Source organism: Parasphingorhabdus sp., assembly GCF_036963805.1.
GTDB lineage: Bacteria > Pseudomonadota > Alphaproteobacteria > Sphingomonadales > Sphingomonadaceae > Parasphingorhabdus.
On sequence record NZ_JBALUN010000014.1, the window covers coordinates 1 to 19,844 of the forward strand.

7 protein-coding genes and 1 pseudogene are annotated in these 19,844 nt (G+C 55.6%); 1 reads left to right on the plus strand and 7 read right to left on the minus strand.

What is annotated here, in order from left to right; genetic code table 11:
• From V7676_RS16985 to V7676_RS17000, 4 genes and pseudogenes are all read right to left on the minus strand, one after another.
• Nucleotides 1-776 (minus strand): annotated as a pseudogene (locus V7676_RS16985) (transporter); the annotation flags it as partial.
• Nucleotides 769-1,113 carry a type IV secretion system protein VirB3 gene (locus V7676_RS16990; protein WP_335660788.1) on the minus strand — a complete coding sequence of 115 codons (345 nt, stop codon included), beginning with the start codon at nt 1,111-1,113 and terminating at the stop codon, nt 769-771. The pseudogene V7676_RS16985 and the gene V7676_RS16990, both read right to left, overlap by 8 nt.
• A gap of 5 nt (nt 1,114-1,118) precedes the next feature.
• Nucleotides 1,119-1,484 (minus strand): TrbC/VirB2 family protein, encoded by a 366-nt coding sequence (locus tag V7676_RS16995; protein WP_335660789.1) that lies wholly within the window; start codon nt 1,482-1,484, stop codon nt 1,119-1,121.
• Complete coding sequence (locus tag V7676_RS17000; RefSeq protein WP_335660790.1) at nt 1,481-2,146, minus strand: lytic transglycosylase domain-containing protein; 666 nt, start codon at nt 2,144-2,146, stop codon at nt 1,481-1,483. Before V7676_RS17000 ends, V7676_RS16995 begins: the two co-directional genes overlap by 4 nt.
• A gap of 337 nt (nt 2,147-2,483) precedes the next feature.
• Between V7676_RS17000 and V7676_RS17005 the strand changes: the two genes are divergently transcribed.
• Complete coding sequence (locus V7676_RS17005) at nt 2,484-2,945, plus strand: Lrp/AsnC family transcriptional regulator (protein ID WP_335660791.1); 462 nt, start codon at nt 2,484-2,486, stop codon at nt 2,943-2,945.
• A gap of 305 nt (nt 2,946-3,250) precedes the next feature.
• On the opposite strand, the gene V7676_RS17010 is transcribed toward V7676_RS17005, so the two are convergent.
• The 3 genes from V7676_RS17010 to V7676_RS17020 are packed head-to-tail and all read right to left on the minus strand — an operon-like array spanning nt 3,251 to nt 19,841.
• The gene (locus V7676_RS17010) at nt 3,251-3,799 is read right to left on the minus strand and encodes a hypothetical protein (protein ID WP_335660792.1); all 549 of its coding nucleotides are present in this window, start codon (nt 3,797-3,799) and stop codon (nt 3,251-3,253) included.
• 20 nt (nt 3,800-3,819) lie between these two features.
• The gene (locus V7676_RS17015) at nt 3,820-8,163 is read right to left on the minus strand and encodes a TonB-dependent receptor (protein ID WP_335660793.1); all 4,344 of its coding nucleotides are present in this window, start codon (nt 8,161-8,163) and stop codon (nt 3,820-3,822) included.
• Between the two features lie 5 nt (nt 8,164-8,168).
• Nucleotides 8,169-19,841: a hypothetical protein gene (locus tag V7676_RS17020; protein ID WP_335660794.1), complete on the minus strand. Its 11,673-nt coding sequence runs from the start codon at nt 19,839-19,841 to the stop codon at nt 8,169-8,171.
• Nucleotides 19,842-19,844 lie beyond the last annotated feature (3 nt).

Sequence of the window (19,844 nt, forward strand, 5' to 3'; positions counted from 1 at the left end):
GGGTATTCGCGGATTCCGAAAATGCCGCCAAACGCTGATGTGTCGGCACCGCGAACCTCGATAGTTTCCGCGCCGAAAATCGTCCGCGCGCGGTAAAGCGCGCCGCCCAGATGCCCGCGAACCACGGGAACACGGACATGGCGTCCGGTCATCACCATGTCTGCAACTTCCATCGCTTCGGAAAACATCAATCCGCGATGTGTATATATCCCGCAGCGGCGCGGCTGACAGCGCGCCATGAGCTTTTCAAAGTCGCGGGCCTTGTCGTCGAGCAATTCGACCAGCGACTCATCGATCAGCGGACCTTTATCCGCCTGCTTCGATACCTTCCGCTTGAAGAGCTGGATGATCTTGTCGCTTCCCGTTGCAGCAGGGCGAATGACAAGGCTGACAAAGAAGCGGTTGATGAACATCCGCTCCCGGTTGATGCGGCCAAAATAGGCGCGGTCCAGATCGGCAGCGAAACCAGATTTGAATGCCCCACCGGGATATTGGTCGACGCGCATCCTGATAAGATGGGTCCACACCGACAACCGTTCGTCATGCAGGTTTCTAAGCAATCCGTTTAACTTGGTATGCCAGTCGTTGAGATCGCGCACATCGGACGTCTCGAAGGCGCGTCCCTGCAATTCAAAGGTCAACATGATGTCGCCAGAATCGAGCGCCACCATTTCTTCGTTTATATGGCGCGCATAGGGTAAGAATTTTTCAGGCGTTGCCTCGCGCTGCGCTATTTTTAGCGGCACAGAATTGTTGGAAGCGAGCAATCTACCCATGACGGCCAAAGCCTTTGCGGCGCAAGCCTGTTAAAGGCAGCGGTGAGTAGCTGCTGCCGCCCCAAAACGCTCGGTTTCGGTTGCCCGCTTTCGTCCGGCCCCAAAGGAACAGCAGGCGAAACGCATTGACATCGTGGCGCACGATCAGCCGCGAGATCGAATAGCCAAAAGCCGCGATCAATGCGGCATAGAGCGGGCTGTTGCTTTGAATCAGTACCGATGCGCTGGCGATTAACAGTAACACCGCCGCTTCAATCGGAATTCCTGCCCAGAGCGCCGGACGCGTCACCGCCAGGAACAGCGTGTTTTTTGTCAGAGTTTCGGTTTGCTCGTTCATCGCCGTCAGCCTGCAATGAGACCGACGATGGAGTCCGCCGAGAAGACGATGGCGATACCAATAATGACCGTCACCAGAACTGCGGTCGAGGCGCGCCCCGTAAACCAGAGTAGGCCGGTTACAATTACGGCAATAACGGCGAGGGTGCGAAGAAGGGTCGACGATAAAAGCCCGCGCACGTTGCTAGCAAAACTCTCTAGGTTTTGTGCGTAGGCTGGCTCGGGTAGGGCGAGCGAGATGAACATCGCAGACAAGAGGGCTATGCTCCAGAAGGCCGCGCGTTGGCGCTTGTTTTGAAGCTGGTTAGATTTCGCTGCACGGGATGAGCGCCACAGGTTAGCGTTGCGCGCCAAATTTGGGATAATGCTCATATGCTGCCCCTTTCATTCTGTGCGAGTTTTCTGGTTTCGCGTTCGTAAGCCGCACGCTCAAAGAGGTTCCATCTCGGGGGCGGTGCAGGGCGAGGTGGCGCCTGCTGCGCCGCATTTTCTGCGACAATGATTGTCCGCAGATCGCCGCTTGTTTCCGCGATTGGTTGCGATGCAGTGGGGGTATAAGATACTTGACTGTCGGCAATGCCAGCATTGCCGACAACCTTGGCGACATAGCCATTACGAAATCCGCGCGATTGGCTGCCTGTGTTATACATGGAGAGGGCAATACGAAGGGCGCTTTGCGGGTCGCGCCCCGCTTTTACCGAATTATAATTCTGAGTAAGAACGCGGCCTAATGCTGCAATGTTGGTGCAGGGGTCGAACACCGTTTCCCATGTAAGACCAAGCCAGCGCATATTGCGGGAATTGATCTGGCCAAGGCCCAGATCGACTGAATAACCTGCTGCAACATAGCGTTTAGCTGTGGCAGCTGCTGTTGCAGCGCTGGCCAGACGGCGCGGTTGCCGTCCTCCGTTGACGTTGAGCGCGAAGACGTGGCCGCGGCTTTCAGTATGAACAATCGCGACAACGGTTTCCGGCGCTACCGAGGGAGCACATTGAAGTGCCAGTGATACAATAGTTGCAGTAGAGTATGCCATTATTCAGCGCGCTCCAAGTTTCTGTCTATTACATCCAATCTTGTGGTGCTTTGCATTGCGCTTCACTCCCGATTTACGTTTCTCCTCCAAATTATAGATCCTGATTTATTTGTTCAGCCATAGATTCAGGAAGGCGTTACAGCCGTTTCGACTTGCCAATCGAAACCCATAACGGGCTTTGACCTTCAATTTTGACCTTGCGGAATAGCTGCTTGTCGCTGGGTGTGTTCGCTGTAAGCCCGATTTCTAGCTCAAACTTAGGATAAATAAGGCAAAATCGAACATTTGCCTTCGTAATCTCAAGGCCTCGCTGGTGTCATCCAGCTAGAGGTGAAATATGAATCGAAGCCGCTATGTAACCCGGCCAATTGATGCAATCGATCGAGCTATAATTGCCGCATTGGTCGGCAATGGCCGAATGACAGTTCGGGAGCTCGCAGAGCAAATTGGAATGTCCAGTCCAAGTGTTACCGAGCGCATTCACAAGCTTGAAGATGCAGGCGCGATCAGCAGCTATACTATCAATGTAGATCCCACCGTATTTGGACTCGGTGTCACTGCACATGTGCGATTGTGCGCTTTGCCGGGAGAGGCAAAGAGAGTGGCGCAGATGCTGATCGACACTCCGGAAATAGTTGAAGCGGATCATGTTACTGGCGAAGACTGCTTTGTGGCAAAAGCCGTGGTTCATGATGTGCAGGAATTGGAAACCGTTATGGACCGCTTCTTGCCATTCTCATCCGTCGATACCGCCATCATTCAGTCATCCACAGTCGTCAAGCGGCTCCCTAAATTGTAAATTATGCAACTTTGGTTGCTGGTATTCCGCAATCTCCCGAGAGATATTATCCAGCCTTTGACGGAACAAGCAGACATTCCGCTTCCGCCCCAACAGCTGCCATTCAATTGAATTATACATCACGGCCAAACTGAGCCCGCAGCGGAATGTCCAGTTCTCATTGGCCGCGGATAAGCGCCTTCTTCGACGACACCGGTAGAAACGGATGTCAGAGACTGGCTGGCTGTTTCAACACTAACAGCTTCAACAACAATTTAATTCTTAAAATCTGAAACGCCTAGCGGAACACTGTTTGCGTTCATTTATCAAAAATTTTCACGCGCGGAGTCGAGATCAATTTTTGCCAGCATATAGGCAATAATCTGGGAATCTTCCCCCTCATCTCCTTCCATTGAAGGCACGCCATTTGCTTTTGCCCCGGCTACAATCATGGCGCGCTGGTGATCGGTCACCTTTTCCTGATCCGTAATCAACCGCTGGCCAAACGAAGCATAAGATTCCATCGCGCGCGACCAATCTTGTCCATTGGCGACCGCGATTTTGCTTAATGCGCCGAGCTGAATCAGATATTGTCCGGCGGCGCTGCGCTTTGCTTCGCTCCATTCGAACCGGTCGGCACATCCTCCAAGCGCTACGGCAAAATCCTCTGCCGCAGCCTCGCTGCCTTTGGCAGGCACGCGGTCGTCGGTCGGGTCGTCGGTTTGTTCGGCGAACAGCGCGCCAACTTCCGCTCGTTGACCCTCATCCAGCTGATCATCTAGGCAGGTCAAATCCTCGACCTGAGCGGCTAGCGCAGGTTGAACCGAAAGACCCACAAGCCCCGAGAGAATGGTTGCACATAATATTTTACGCATGCTTGATCTCTTCTCAATGATTAGAATTTACCCAACAGGTTGATGAATACGCCGTCGCTGGAATAGCTCTGATCGGCAAGGTCGGTAGAGAAGTCCGAGAAGCTATAGCCTATGCCAACTTTCACATTGTTGCCCAAGTGACGATAAATTGCGGCGATCCCGCCCCATCTGTCATCGCCCGCGACGTCGTTGGTCAGATAGTGACCTTCCGCGACGAAGTCCCACTTCTTCACCAGGCGCCAATCGAGGCGCAACACGCCAAGCTGGGTGTTGCTCGAGACGAATGTATCGCTTTCGCGGCCTAGCGAGACGCTGCCTTTGCGGAAAGCGTATTTTGCGCCCAAAGTCAGCGTCTTGGTCAGGTCGAAATTGCCATCGATGGAGAATATCTGGCTGCGTTGTTTCGGCGCAGCAGTTTCCCCACCCGAGGTGATCTGACCGACAGGGCCGAGGTCTTGCAGATATGTATAGCGCGCAAGCAGGTTGAGCCTGTCATTGAGCACCGGACGATAGGCGAAGCCCACGGTGCCCTCGATATAATCGGCAAGCCGCACATCGTTGGTTTCGGTATCGGCAATCGCGAAGTTCAGGCGGCCTAGGGCGCGCCAGTTCGGATTGACTTCAACCGAAGCGGTATTGCGGACCAACCAGACGCTCTGATCTCGGTTGAGGCCTTCCTCGAAACGCGCCTCGACATTGGTGGCTAGCTGAACCTTGTCGTCAGTGTAGCCGACGCCAATGGTTGCAGCAGTACGCTTAAACTCGCCGGTTTGCGCGTCATCAATCCGTCCGTTTTCGAACGAACCGGAGAACGACCAATGTTCAGACGGATCCCAATTGAGGCCGAAGCTGCGGACCACGCTAGGTGCCTGTCCGCCATGTCCGATCTTATTCTCGCCATTGATGCTCAGCGCGCTGGAGAAGCGGTGACGTGCACCGAGAGTCAGCGTGCCGCGATTGGTTTGCGTAAGCGCGTTAAGCGGCTCCAAGCCAACATCAGTGCGATCTGTCAGCAGACCATAGCCGAGATACATTTCCGACCCGTCGCCATAGCGATGGCTCAATTCGACATTCGCGCCGAGGCCGCCATCACCATGCGAGACTTCGGCGGAAGCAGAAACCTTGTCGCTGATTTCGACTTTACCGCCAACACCGCCGCGATTGTTGCGTTGGCGTGTAGTGTCACGGTCCACCGTCATCTGGCCGAAGCCATAGACAGACCAATTCGCGTCAGTAGGATCATAACCCAATTGCAGCGCAACGTCGGTACGTTTGCCATCTTGCGTGCTGTTGTTAAGTAGGCCAGAGGCTTGCTCGTCATGGCGCACACCGGCGGTCAAAGTGACTTCAGTCCCAAGGTCCTGAGCGATTTCGCCCGTTGCCACGACACGTTTGCCGATTCCGTCGGTTTCAAGTTGTTCATACTCGGCAGCAACACGCGTTGCTTCACCCAGCGGGACATTGATGGCAGCACCGAAACGCTCTGTCTCTGTCAGGGTCAACTGCCCATTGGCGCTGAAACCAGCATCGAAATGCTCGTAATAGGCGGAGACTTTGCCGAGATCACCGGTTGCCCCGCGAAGTTCAGCAAAATCAACCGCGACTTCGCCGCGATAGGCATTGGCTTTGACACCAGCGACACCGGTCGCAGTCAGATCGGTAAAGCTGAGACCGCCATCGACAGAGTTTGCCTGGCCGAAGCCGGGTCCATCGCTCTGCGCGAATTCAGCCTTGGCATAGGTGCCAGCATGAATGCGAACAGTCGCATCAGCTCCAATTAGTGTTTGATCGGCTGCATCGGTGGTTTCTTTCTGTGCGGTAACACCCAGGCGAACGGTATCACCGATCCACCCGGCAGCACGACCGCCGAAGGTATAGCCGGACAATTGGCCAACGGCTGGTGTGAACTCGTAGCGAACAACCAGTACCGGCGTATTGCCGAAGCTCGATCCGTCGCGCACAACGCCATCATCCGATGCTGTTGAGGACAGCGGGCGCAGTAGAACAACGCGGCCCTGGAAGTAATCGATATCGTAGTCTTCTTGCGGACGCAGATCGCGGCGCGAGATGACAATGCCGGTATCGCGGTCACGCACTTCGATGCTCAGCCGCTCCGAACCGACAGTGATATCGCGGCGATTGAGGAAGTAAAGCGAGCCGCCAGTTCCGCGGAACTCATCGCGGCCCGGGATTGTACCCGGATCGGAAGCGAAAGCGGTGACTTGCAGCTTGCTCTCGCCGAATTCGGTAGTTCTCAAGCTCTTATGATCGACTATCGCGCCAAATACGCCGCGATTGAGCTGTGCCAGTTCGGCTTGCTGAATATCGGCAACGAAATTGCCAACCAGCAGGCTGGATTTGTCCTTCTGGACCTTGAGATAGAAACGACCCTGCGTTGGCGCATCTTCGACAAGCGTCGAGTCGTCACCATAGGTCGTGTAATATTGGTTCGAGTCCATCCGGCGCAGCAATTGGCGCGGATCTTTGCGGTCTATATTGCTGAACAAATCTTTCAGCAAAGTTTCACCCGTATCGAGCGAGCTGGTGATTTTCACGCCGCTCGCCAAGGTACCCTTGGCATAGAAGGCTGCGCGCGAAGTGATGTTCGTGCCATCGGTAATCGGATTGCCGCTTACCTCGACTGCACCAGCGCCGCCATTCGTGGCGACCAGGGTCAGATCGCCCTGCCCAACAATGAACCAGTCGTCTTTCTTCGCCTCGATGTCGCGCGTCGCGGTGAATTTGGCTTGTTCTTCAGGGCCAACAGTGACCCAGATTTGCTTGGTGTCTCGGTCAACAATCTGCTGACTGACAAAGCGGCCATCCTCTTCGATCGGAATGACTTGTCCGGCAACACGCACGACTTCATCGGCAGGGCTGGCCGTACCGGTAACAGTAACGGTGCTGGCCTTGGAGAAGCTGATATTGCGGATCGCGGCTTCGTCTTGTGTGCCGAATAGAGGGCGCACGGGAGCGGGTGCATCGCTAAATGCTTCGTCAAGCACGGTCAGTTCTTGCGGCTGCGTTTCGTCGAAACGACCTTTCCCGTCATAGACGCGGTAGGTGTAGAACAGGTCTTTCTCGGCGATGTCAGTAGGCGTCCAACGAGCGATTCCGCTCTTGTCTGCTGCGACCACCTCAAGCGGTGTCGCGTCAGGTCCAACACCGGCACGGAATATCCGTACCTCTGCCTTTTCGACAAAGGATGGATAGTTCACATAGCTGACAAAAGTCGACGCTTGACCGCGAACGACAGTGCGTTCGCTTTCGACAAGGCCAACGGCCAGAACCGGGTCAACATGCGTCTGATCGGTGCGGACTTTGACCGAATATGGATTGTCGATGGCCTGCGTTTCGTCAGGGCCCATCGTGATCGTCATTCCGTTGCTCGAAGAGACCAGAATTGGCTGTTCTTGTGGCGTGCCGCGGCCCGAACCATTATCTGATCCATTGTCAGCCATCCCCGCAACCGGCGCCTGCCAGTCACTGCGCGGGGCAGAGAGCGTCTGCTCGCTGCCACATGGTTTGGTCACGCTAATGCTGATACCAATGCACGATGCCGGAACCAATTGCTGCGAGGCAAAGTGACCGCTGGCACTGGCCGGAGTGATCTGGCCTGATACCCGCACCAGCGCGTCGCTTGGCGCGGAACCAGTGACATTCACCGGAACTGCGTCGGCCACCGCGATATTGCGGATGGAGGCTGAATCACGGACACCGAAATCAGCGCGCGCGGGACTGTCTTCAATAGCAAATTGTGCTGCCGACATTAGAGTTAGCGATTGCGGTTCTGTCTCGTCATAATTCCCGTCCGCATCATAGACGCGATATACATAGACCATATAGGCTGATGCATAATTGGTCGGTGTCCATTCCATCACGCCATTGCGATCACCAGTAACCACCGCATGCGGTGTGCCATCGGTGGATAGGCCACTGTCAAACAAGCGCAACTCTGTCCGTTCAACAAAGGCGGGGTAGTTGGTGTAGCCGATGAACTGGGCAGGGGAGCCCCGCTGGATCGTCTTTTCAGCGCCAACGAGGCCAATGGACAGGATCGGTGTCGCAATTGCAGACCGGATCTGGACGCTTGGAGCTTGCGCGCCAATCGTCGCAGCCGCTTGGCTGGTTACCGCCGGTGCGGTCAGCTTAGCCGAATGATCGGCATCGCTGGCTGCCACGGCTAGCGTAGAGTAAGGCACGAAACCAAAATTTTGGCTGCCCTCTGGAGCTGCCATCGCGGGGGCTGCAATGCTCAAGGAAGCGATGGCGGATGCCCCTGCGAGAAGCAGAGCTTGGCGGCTTTTACGTGATGCCTTGCCCGAATTAGAGCGAGCGGTCGGGAGGTTTGAGCTATTGTTCATTGTTCTTACTCCCGGCCCGGCGCAACATTTGCGCGCACCATGTTGGTTTCGATTGTGGGCGGCGGACCGTCCCAATCATCGTCATCCTCGAAAGTAGCCTCCAGCATCCGCTTCAGAACTGCGAGGCGGGCCTGAACCAGCTCAGTGTTTTCACCGGTGGAGGCGGAATAGGTGATTTGGATCACCAGACGCTGTGCTTCCACTTCAGTCAGTCCATTCAGCTGAGCGGCAAACGCTTGGTTCAAATTGCTGCCGCCAGCTTGGAAGGCACGTGTGTCGAGCACGATGCTCACCACGCGGGCTTTCTGGACACCGAAGTTCAGTTCGCTGATCTTACCGCGAGTGAGGCGGATCGATTGCGGGTTGTCCGATGTTGGCGAGTAGCCAGCAGGGATAGTCCGCGTGTCGAGCTTCAGGACGAAGTTCGAACCGATCTGCGCATCCGGCACGGCTGCACATGTGATGTGGTAGCGGCCATATTCGTCAGTCGTAATCAACTGACCATTGACCGTTGCCACACGGGCACCTGGAATGCCGGGCTCGCCGTCATTCTGGTATCCGTCACCATTAAGGTCGTCGAAGACCTTGCCGATGATTTCTGCGCAATCGAAGATCGCACTTGGGACAATCGAGACCACAGCCTGCGCCCGGTTGGATATGTCGGTTCCCGTCACTCCGCTGCGGCCAACCGCAGTGTTGATCCGGTCGCCTTCGGTCACACCGGCGCCGATGACGGCGACGATCTGATAAGTCCGCAGTTGATTGCCAGCGAATGTCTGGTTTTCCCAACGCAGTTCGCGATTGGCTACTGTCGGCTCGAATGCGATCTCATCGACGCGTGACGATCCCGGTACATACTTGAAGCCGGGTGGCAGGATGTCGATCACGTTCACTGCAGCGCGCGCCGCAGCTTCTGTGTTACGCACCGTGATGGTGTACGGCACCAGATCGCCTGTGCTGGCTGTCAGCGTGGTGCTGGTCTTAGTAACCAGCAGCGGAGTCCGCGACAGGAAGGGATCAAGCGGAATGTGGTTGTTGACCACATTCGCGTCACCCGCAGCGATCAGGAAGCCGAGGTAGTAGGTTGTTGGCTCACCGCCCTGTGGCGCCGAATTATTTGGAACCACTGGCGCTGGATTGCCCAGACCCGATACGTTCAGCGAACCGCTTTCTACTCCAATCACAGTCGATACCGGATCGGCATAGCCTGTTGGTGCAGTGACCTGCAGGCGGTACTCGGTTCGTCCAACGGGGCATGCTGCGTCAGCACCAGCCACGATGTCGAAGCGATAGTAACCGTCAGCAGCCGTTACCTGTCCCGTCTGGGACGGATCGAGGTAACATACCGTTGGCAGCGGTGTTCCACTTGCATCGACGAGAGTGACTACCGCACCCGAAACAGGATTGCGCGTGATCGCATCATAGACAACGCCCGATGGGTCGATTGGCAAGTTCTGATCGTTCAGCGTGCCGTTCACAGGCAGATCAACATCGTTGATCACACCAAACACCGTGCCCGTTGTCGGGTGGATGAACTGGATTGAATAGCCGCCGCCGCTCAAAATATCTTCGAAAGCGTAGAAGCCGTCCGTATCGGTCGTAGTCGTCTCAACCACGTCACCATCACGTATGAGGTTGACGATCCAATTGACTTGCAATTCTTCGCCGGTTTCCCGTGAGCGGTTCAAATTATCGTCAAGATAGACGATCCCGTTCACAGCGCTGCGCGGTGGCAGAACAGTGATTGTGACAGTCGCAGTCGTGCAATTGGTCGGGTTCAGGAGCTCGCACAGTTCGTAATCGAATGTGTAGGTTCCTTCTGGAGTGTTTGGCGCAACGCCAACACTACCCGTTGCAGTATCGAAAGTGATACCTGTTGGCACGACCGAGCTCGGCGCAAGTGTGACTGTCGAGTTCGCAGGCGTAGCTGGGTTGCCATTGATGGTATCGCCATCAAAGACGTTCAGAACATCAGGCTGTCCAGTGGCGCTATTCACGTCACCCGCAGTGTCATCAACCGCATCAATCGGAGCTGCGACCACAGTGACAGTGACTGTCGCTGTTGTGCAGTTCGTTGAGTTCAGGATCTCACAGATCTCGTAGTCGAAGCTGTAATCGCCCGCAGGTGTGTTCGGATCAACCGAGACGCTTCCTGTGGCCGGATCGAAGGTAAGACCCGCTGGAACCGTCGAACCAGGTGCGACAGAGATTGTCACATTGTCGATGGTCGCAGGGACGCCGTTGAGCGTATCACCGGTCAGAACGTTGAGAACATCAGTTCCACCGTCTGCACCAATGATGTCAACAACCGTATCATCGACAGCTTCAATTGGACCCGCAGTGACCGGCACCGTTACAGTGGTGGTCGCACAGTTAGTCGGGTTGAGAATCTCACAGATTTCATATGTGATCTCATAGTCACCCACTGGTGTGCCTGGTGGTACATCAACATCGCCAGTCGCCGGATTGAGCGCCGGCACAGGTCCGCCATCAACCGGAGTCGCCGGGGTGGTCACAGTGACAGTCACCGTGGTCGGATCAACCGGATCACCGCCAAGCGTATCGTTAGGCAGGACATTGATCACTCCCGCCTCACCCGAGCCGCCATTGGATGGAGGCGCCGTGTCAGGAGTGGCCACAATCGGCGCAGCATCTACTGTTACCGAAGCGGTCGCAGTCGAGCAGTTGGTTGGATTAAGGATCTCACAAATCGTGTAATCGAACGTATAGTTTCCAGCAGGTGTGTTCGGATCGACCGAAACGTTACCTGTGGCCGGATCAAACGTCAGACCAGCCGGTACAGTCGAGCCAGTTGCAACCGCGATGGTTACAGTGGTGGTATCAACCGTGTTACCGTCCAGCGTATCGCCGTCCAGAACGTTAAGAACGTCAGCCGCACCGCTGATACCGTTTATACCGGTAACTGTATCATCAACAGCCGCAATTGGCGCAGCAGTAACCGGCACCGTTACAGTGGTGGCGGCACAGTTAGTCGGGTTGAGCTGCTCGCAGATTTCATATGTGATCACATAATCGCCTGCAGGCGTGCCAGCCGGGACATCGACGTTACCAGTGGTGGGGTCCAGAGTAGGTACTGGGCCGCCATCAACCGGGGTTGCCGGAGTGGTCACGGTGACGGTGACAGTGGTTGGATCAACCGGATCACCGTTCAACGTATCGTTAGGCAGAACATTGATCACATCAGTTCCACCCGAACCACCGTTAGTGGGAGGCGCAGTGTCGGGAGTAGCCACAATCGGCGCTGCATCTACAGTGACGGTAGCCGTCGCTGTCGAGCAGTTGGTTGGGTTGAGGATTTCACAGATCGTGTAATCGAATGTGTATGTTCCCGCAGGCGTGTTCGGATCAACCGAGACGCTGCCTGTGTTTGGATCGAAAGTCAGACCAGCCGGTACAGTCGAGCCCGTTGCAACAGTGATCGTTACAGTGGTCGTGTCTACCGGATCGCCGTTCAACGTATCGCCATCGAGCACGTTGAGAACATCAGAAGCACCATCGGTGCCGTTGATTCCGGCTACATCGTCATTCACGGCCACAATTGGCGCTGCGACAACGGTTACAGTCTCTGTCGCAATCGCACAGTTCGTGGGGTTTAGAAGCTCGCAGATTTGGTAATCGAAGCTGTAAGTTCCTGCAGGCGTTCCGGCATCTACCGAAACATCGCCAATGGCAGTGTCGAAGGTGAGGCCAGCCGGTACAGTTGCACCAGGTGCGACAGCGATGCTGACGGTTCCAGTGGTTGCAGCGACGCCATTGAGCGTGTCGTCACTGAGGGCATTGAGCACATCAGCCGCACCTGTGGCACCGTTAATGTCACTCACGCTCTCGCTAACCGCCACGATTGGTGCTGCATCTACGGTGACGGTAGCCGTCGCTGTCGAGCAGTTAGTTGGGTTGAGGATTTCACAGATCGTGTAATCGAATGTGTATGTTCCCGCAGGCGTGTTCGGATCAACCGAGACGCTGCCTGTGTTTGGATCGAAGCTGAGCCCAGCAGGGACCGACGAACCGGTTGCAACTGTGATGGTCATAGTCGACGGATCGGCAGGAGCACCGTTCAGCGTATCATCGCCGAGAACGTTAAGCACATTTGGCGCACCGTCCGAGCCATTGATTCCGACCACGCTATCATCGACAGCCACTATTGGAGCCGCAACTACAGTTACAGTTTCGGTCGCAATTGCGCAGTTGGTTGGGTTCAGCAGCTCGCAGATTTGATAGTCAAAGCTGTAGGTTCCAGCAGGGGTTCCTGCATCGACCGAGACGTTACCTGTGGCAGTGTCGAAACTGAGGCCGGCAGGCACAGTGGCACCCGGTGCAACCGCGATGCTGACAGTGCCAGTAGTCGCAGCTACGCCGTTGAGCGTATCACCATCGAGCGCGTTGAGGACATCATTGGCACCTGTGGCACCGTTGATATCACTGACGCTCTCGCTAACCGCCACGATTGGCGCAGCAACAACTTCAACAGTTTCAGTCGCGATTGCACAGTTCGTTGGGTTCAGCAGCTCGCAGATTTGATAGTCAAAGCTGTAAGTTCCCGCAGGTGTTCCGGCATCTACCGAGACGTTACCTGTCGCAATGTCAAAGGACAGACCAGCAGGCACAGTGGCACCCGGTGCCAGCGCAATGCTGACAGTACCGGTAGTTGCCGCAACGCCGTTCAGCGTATCACCGGTAAGCGCATTGAGAACATCGGTTCCGCCATCGGCACCATTGATGCCAGCGACATTGTCATTGACCGCAGTGATATTCGCAGCGTTCACAGGAACTGTAATCGTTGCGGCTGCACAGTTGGTCGGGTTCAAATCTTCGCAGATTTGGTAATTAATCGTGTAAGTGCCAGCAGGGGTGCCAGCAGGTACGTCAACCAAGCCAGTCGCTGTGTTCAGCACTGGAACCGGGTTTCCGCCAATGGACGTAGCCGGAGTGACAACAGTCATCGTGATGTCGGCAAGATCGGCAGGCGCGCCGTCAAGCGTGTCACCAATCAGCGCGTCAACAACACCGTTCGCACCATCCGCACCGTTCACCGCAGCCGAGCTATCATCATCGGCGGTAATTGGGCCGGCAACAACGGTCACAGTCGCAGTAGCGGTGCGGCAGTTAGTCGGGTTCAACTGCTCACAAATTGTGTAGTCGAAGCTGTAAGGACCAGCAGGGGAGCCCGGATCAACCGTGATGTTGCCCGAGGCAGGATCGAAGGTCAGGCCAGCGGGTACTGTAGAGCCAGTTGCGACTGTGATCGTAACATTGCCCGTGGTGGCAGGGTTACCGTTCAGCGTATCGCTGCCCAGTACGTTCAGCACATCGCTCGCACCAGCGGTGCCGTTGATGCCGCCAACGCTGTCATCGACAGCATTCATAGGCGGTGCAACAACTTCAACCGTCGCTGTCGCTGTTGAGCAATTGGTCGGGTTCAGGTTTTCACAGATCGTATAATTGAAACTGTAAGTTCCAGCAGGTGTCGCCGGATCGACCGAGATATTGCCCGAAGCAGGATCAAACGTCAGGCCAGCAGGTACTGTAGAGCCAGTTGCAACGGTGATCGTTACATCTGCGCCTTCGGCAGCCGCATTGTTCAGCGTGTCATCACTCAGAACATTGAGTACGTTAGACGCACCTGTCGCTCCGTTGATACCATTGGCGTTGTCATCCACAGCCAAGATTGGCGCGGCAACCACTTCAACAGATTCGGTGTGGATCGCACAGTTGGTCGGGTTGAGGATTTCGCAGATTTGATAGTTGAAACTGTAAATGCCAGCCGGTGTGCCGGGCAGAACCGAAGTGGTCCCGTCAGCAGTATCGAATGTCAGACCAGCCGGTACAGTTGCACCAGGAGCCAGCGAGACAGTCACAGTTGCAAGTGTCGCAGGCGCACCATTGAGCGTATCGCCATCAAGCGCGTCGAGAACGTCATCCTGACCGGTCGCACCATTTATGCCTTGAATAGCGTCACGATCAGCGGTGATCGGCGCTGCAACAACAGTGACCGTTTCAGTCGCGATTGCGCAGTTGGTTGGGTTCAAAAGCTCGCAGATTTGATAGTCGAAGCTGTAGGTACCAGCGGCGGTGCCCGGATCGACCGAGACATTGCCAGTGGCAGTATCGAAGCTGAGGCCAGCAGGTACAGTCGAAGCTGGTGCAACCGCAATGCTGACAGTGCCAGTGGTCGCAGCCACGCCGTTGAGCGTATCACCATCGAGAGCATTGAGAACATCATTCGCACCCGAAGCGCCGTTGATGCCTCCTACGCTCTCGCTGACTGCGGCAATCGGAGCTGCGTCAACAGTCACAGTTGCTGTGGCGGTGGAGCAGTTCGTAGGATTGAGCTGTTCACAGATCGTGTAATCGAAGCTGTAAGTACCCGCAGATGTACCCGGATCGACCGAGACATTGCCCGTGGCAGGATTGAAGGACAGGCCAGCAGGAACGGTAAAGCCGGTTGCAACAGTGATCGTAACATCGCCAATTGTGGCAGCGTTTCCGTTCAGCGTATCATCGCCCAGCACGTTGAGGACATCATTTGCGCCATCGGCACCATTAATGCCGCTCGCGCTATCATCAACCGCAAGGATTGGTGCGGCAACGACAGTCACTGTTTCGGTTGCAATCGCGCAATTACCGGGGTTCAACAATTCGCAGATTTGATAATCAAAGCTGTACGAGCCAGCCGCGGTTCCCGGATCAACCGAAGTGTTTCCCGTAGCTGTATCGAATGTCAGGCCAGCAGGAACTGTAGCACCAGGTGCCAGCGCAATGCTGACATTGGCGGTGGTCGCAGCCACGCCGTTGATTGTATCATCTGTAAGAGCGTTCAACACGTCATTCGCGCCATCGGTACCATTGATGCCGCCTACACTGTCATCCACAGCGATAATCGGAGCCGCCACGACTGTCACACGCGCTTCGGCGATCGAGCAATTGGTTGGATTGATGATTTCGCAGATGCGATAGTTGAAGAAATATGTGCCCGCAGGAGTACCCGGAACGACCGAAACATTGCCTGTGGCTGTGTCGAAAGTTAGGCCAGCCGGAACAGTTGCACCGGGCGCCAATTGAATTGTGACCTCGCCGGTCGTTGCCGGAACGCCATTGCGTGTATCACCGGTGAGAACATTCAGAACATTGTTCGCACCACTGGCACCATTGATGCCGGTTGCACTGTCATTTACGGATTGAATTGGGCCAGCGATAACCGAGACAGTCTCTGTCGCAATCGCGCAATTGGTCGGGTTCAGTTGCTCACAAATTTGATAGTTGAAGCTGTAATTTCCAGCCGGCGTGTTCGGTTGGACCGAAGTTGTGCCGTCGGAAATATCGAAGGTCAGGCCAGCAGGTATCGTTGCACCTGGCGCAAGCGCGATTGTTACATTGGCAGTCGTCGCCGCTGCGCCATTCAAAAGGTCGCCGGTCAGGGCTGACAGAACATCTGCCGCTCCGGTTGCACCACTGATTCCGCCAATTGTGTCATTGGTTGCCGAGATCGAAGCTGCCGTAACAATCACGGTAACTGTTGCGGTTGCACAATTTGTTGGATCGGCCAGATCGCAGATTTGGTAAACGATGGTGTATGTGGCAGCAGGCGTCCCAGCGGCAACCGACACCTGGCCGGTTGCCGTATCCATCGTGACCCCTGCATTGGAAGCGGGCGTGGTGATCGTTGTGGTAATATTGGCCGGAACAATCGCCGCTCCGTTCAAGCTATCATTGTTGAAAGCATTGGTCAGATTGGTCTGGCCAACCGCGCCCACTACCGATGGCGGATTGTCATTGGTGGCGATGATTGTCGCACGAAGGTGGTCTTGGAAAATATAACCGGTTGCATCGGTCGAAGCAGTAAGAACGATCGCACTGATCGTGTTCTCTGCGGCAGTGTTGCCATAGGCGCCATTATTGACTGTGCCGCCCGCGCTACCCGCGGTTTCGTTCAGGTCGTAATGGGTAATTGGCTGCGTCTCGACAATGGTGTAACCACTGGCGTTAGATGGTGGCAGGACACCGAAATTGAATGCGCCGCTTCCATTGGTGTTAACCGATGCCATAATGGCATTTCCGAAAATATCGGTGCCGGTCAGAGTTAGCTGAACGCCGGTCATGCCTTCGCCGCCGTCAAAAGTGCTGTTGTTGTTATTGTCTGCGTAAACCGAACCGGCAATGCTTGAGGCGCGGATCTGAACGACTGCGGATTGGCTGTTATTCGCTCCATTGGCGTCTTCGCTCAAGGGATCACCGAACGCATCGAGGCCGGGCGTAATTGTGGCCGTGTCTGTCGCATCCATCGGAGTGAGCGCTCCGCTATAGGGAGCTTGAGCTTTGGTATTGACCAATAGGTCAACAGTGTGGGCAGCACCAACCGGGAAGGTCCCGTCAATATCGCAGACTATGGTGCTTGTTCCTGAACAGGTCAGGCCGCTAACGGTTGCCGAGCTACCGCCGGGGATCGAAGTGCTGGGCGCAGGAGTGGCGGAATAGACAAAGCCTGCAGGAAGCACATCGGTGATCCGAACGCGGGCTGCCGTAGCAGGGCCGTTATTGCGGAAACGGATGGCGAATTCGATAGGCTCGTTGACACTGCGTTGCAGCGCTCCTGTGCGGGTTTTGCTTACGACCTCAAGATCGGTCGAAGGCAATACCGTTGTGTTCTGCACCGCTCGGTTGTTGGCAGTTTGGACGTCAGCGCCGGCACCATTCCAGACAGGCTGCTCAGCAGAGGTTAGTTCGGCAGCATTCGCAAAAGTAACGATGGTGGATGGCGCAGTTCCGCCCATTGTAAAGGACAAGCGGAAGATCACTTGGCTCTGGGAATTTAGATAATTATTCGCGGTGCTGGTCGTATCGATACGGCAAAGCACATTGGCGCCCGATGGTACGCAGCCCGCATTGGGCGCGGCCTGCAAGGTCAGTCCACCATTGGCCGCAATCGGATTGATTGTGACCGATGACAAAGTCATAGTCAAACCCGGAGGCGGTGAGGGAATATCGGTGATCAGAACATCTGTTGCGCGCGATGGGCCGAAGTTCGAGGCACGAATGTCGTAGTTGAGTGTTTCGTCAAAACGTACCGGATCATCTGTTGCAGGGTTGGACTCTTGCTTGGTTACGCTCAAATCGAACGTCGGCGCGTTCATTGTGTGGTTAAGGTTGAAGAAGTTGTTGCCTGCGAGCGGGTCAGTGCCGCCGTTGGAATCTTGCGTATCTGTAGTTACAGTCGCTTGGTTGGTATTCGCGGCAGGCAAGCTTGCCAAAGTAGCGCCGCCAAACGGATATTTTGGTATAACTTGAACATTGATCTGACGTACTTCGGTGCGGGTGAATTGACCAAGAGGGCAAGTCACAGTGCCGGTTGCGATAACGACCGAACATGTGCCGCCCGGTTTGGTTGTGGTCGGCGTACCGATGATCTCAAACTTATCCGGATCGATTACATCGCGGACGACAACATTATTGGCGGGGTTGGCCCCATCATTGCGAACGCTGATGATATAGGTGGACTGAACGCCGACGCGTGCCGGATTTGGCGTGACCGACTTGGAGTTGATCGTCATGTCGGAGATGCCGGTGATCGTATAGGCAGCGGAATCGGTGTTATTTCCGGTGTTGAGTTCGGTCGTGTCAGGCGAAAATACTGATGCGAAATTGGTGAAACTTCCGCTTTCAAACGGGCGCGCCACACGAATGACCATCGTTTGCGAACCGCCGCCTGCAAGGTTGCTGAGCGACCATGTCGCAAGTCCATTGGATGCCGTGTAAGCGAGCGATCCTGATGTTGCGCTCTGCTGCGTAACGCCAGTTACAAATCCGCCACTATTAATGAAGTTTGGAAGGGCGTCGGTAACGCTAACCGTGCGGGCAAGATCGCCACCCGCTGCGTTAGAAACGCGCAGCCGCACATAAAAGACCGTATCTGCATCGGAAATCGCAAGATTCTCGGTCCAGCCACCAGTTGGCGACAGGCTAACATCTTTGGCGACCGTAAGGTCAGCCGCCAGCGTAGTTGAGCGAACGCCCGCGCTACGGCAGTCATTTCCGGTCGGGCTTGCCGCCGAGCTTGGGGTGTGGGCTGAACCGGCAGTGGTGTCAGTGCAAGCGGTGTTGGTGATTGTGGCGTCAGTTCCGGCCCCCGCTCGGGTTACCAAGCTCAGTGTGAGCTGCGAGCCGACGTTGAGCGAGCCTGTTCCGGTCGTCGCGCAAGTCACAACAACACCCGATACGGAGCATGACCAAGGGCCAGAAACGCTAACGAAAGTTTCGTTAGCGCTTAGCGTGTCAGTCACGCGGATCGGGTTTGTTGGCGAATAACTTGCAACCGACGGGCCGAGATTGCGCACAACGATGGTCGATGTGACATTTGCGCCAGGAGCGACCGGGTTGGGACTTTTGCTCTTTGAGCGCAGTTCAAGATCGGCATTCGGGAGAACCACCTGAAACGGCGCGATTGCAATATTGTTGCCAAAATCAGGATCGGCAAAGCCGGCCGGAGGTGCGACCGTTGCACTGTTGTTGATAATGCCGCTAGTCGCCGAAGCGCCTACCACAGGAATTGTGAAGTTGGTTTGTCCAGTCGCAGTGAGTGTCCCTGCAGTACAGGTCACGATCTGACCAGATCTGGTGCAACCGGATGGTAGAGTGCCAATCGTCAGCGACGCATTGATAGTATCGGTGATCGTCGATGCGGTCGGAACGTTTTGCGGTCCGGTGTTGCGAATCGTCAGAACGATGTTGGCACTGCTGCCCACCGTGATGGTAGAAGGCATCGATTTGATGGCTTGTAGATCGCTACCTGCCTCAATGTTGGTTACAACCACATTCGATGTATTGTTCGATCCGACAGGGTCGAGAACCTGAGGGTCGGTTCCTGTAACGCTGGCAATATTCGAGATCGTGCCAGCAGATGCTTTGGTAATTCGCCCTGTAATGGTGATATTGGGATAAGGAGTATTAACCGCAGGAGCGGCTCCGGAATAATTGCAAGTAACCTGCGTGCCAGACTGGCTGCAGCTCCAACCTGATCCGGTAGCGCTTTGGAAGGCGAAATCGGATGCGGCCGGAAGATTATCAAGCACGCGGACAGCGCTGGTGGAGTTGGGGCCGCTGTTGGATACGGTCAAAGTGTATTGAAGAATGCCGCCAGCGATTACGCTTGGCGCTGAACCGGACTTGGTGATGGACAGATCGGCACCGGCACGAACGGTGGGGTTGATGGTTAGCGCATCGTTGCCGGGGTTTGCGTCGCTGTTGCCAGCCGCCGCGATTCTCGCGGTTGATGCCCCTGCACCAGGTCCGCGTGCAATTGCGCGGTAAGTGAATGTCTGTGCATTGGCCGTGCCGCCGCCCAAAAGATTGGGCATGTTGCAAATCAGAGTCTGGCTGCCGACAGCGCCGCTCAATGTGCAATAGGCCGGAAAATTGGCCGGCGCGTTGATCACTTCGAAATTGGGAGAAATCGCAATCGTGACGACCGCATTGTTCACCGCCGGGGCGCTGTTATTCGCTACCGTGACCGTGAAGGTCCCCTGTGCGGTTGATGCAATGGGATCCGGCGCTGCCGAATATTGCGTTACCGAAAGATCTGCTGCCGAAACCGCACTACTGAACATGAGGGCGAACAGCCCGACCATGATCCGTGCCAGAGCTGCGGTTTTTAAAGTAAGCATTTC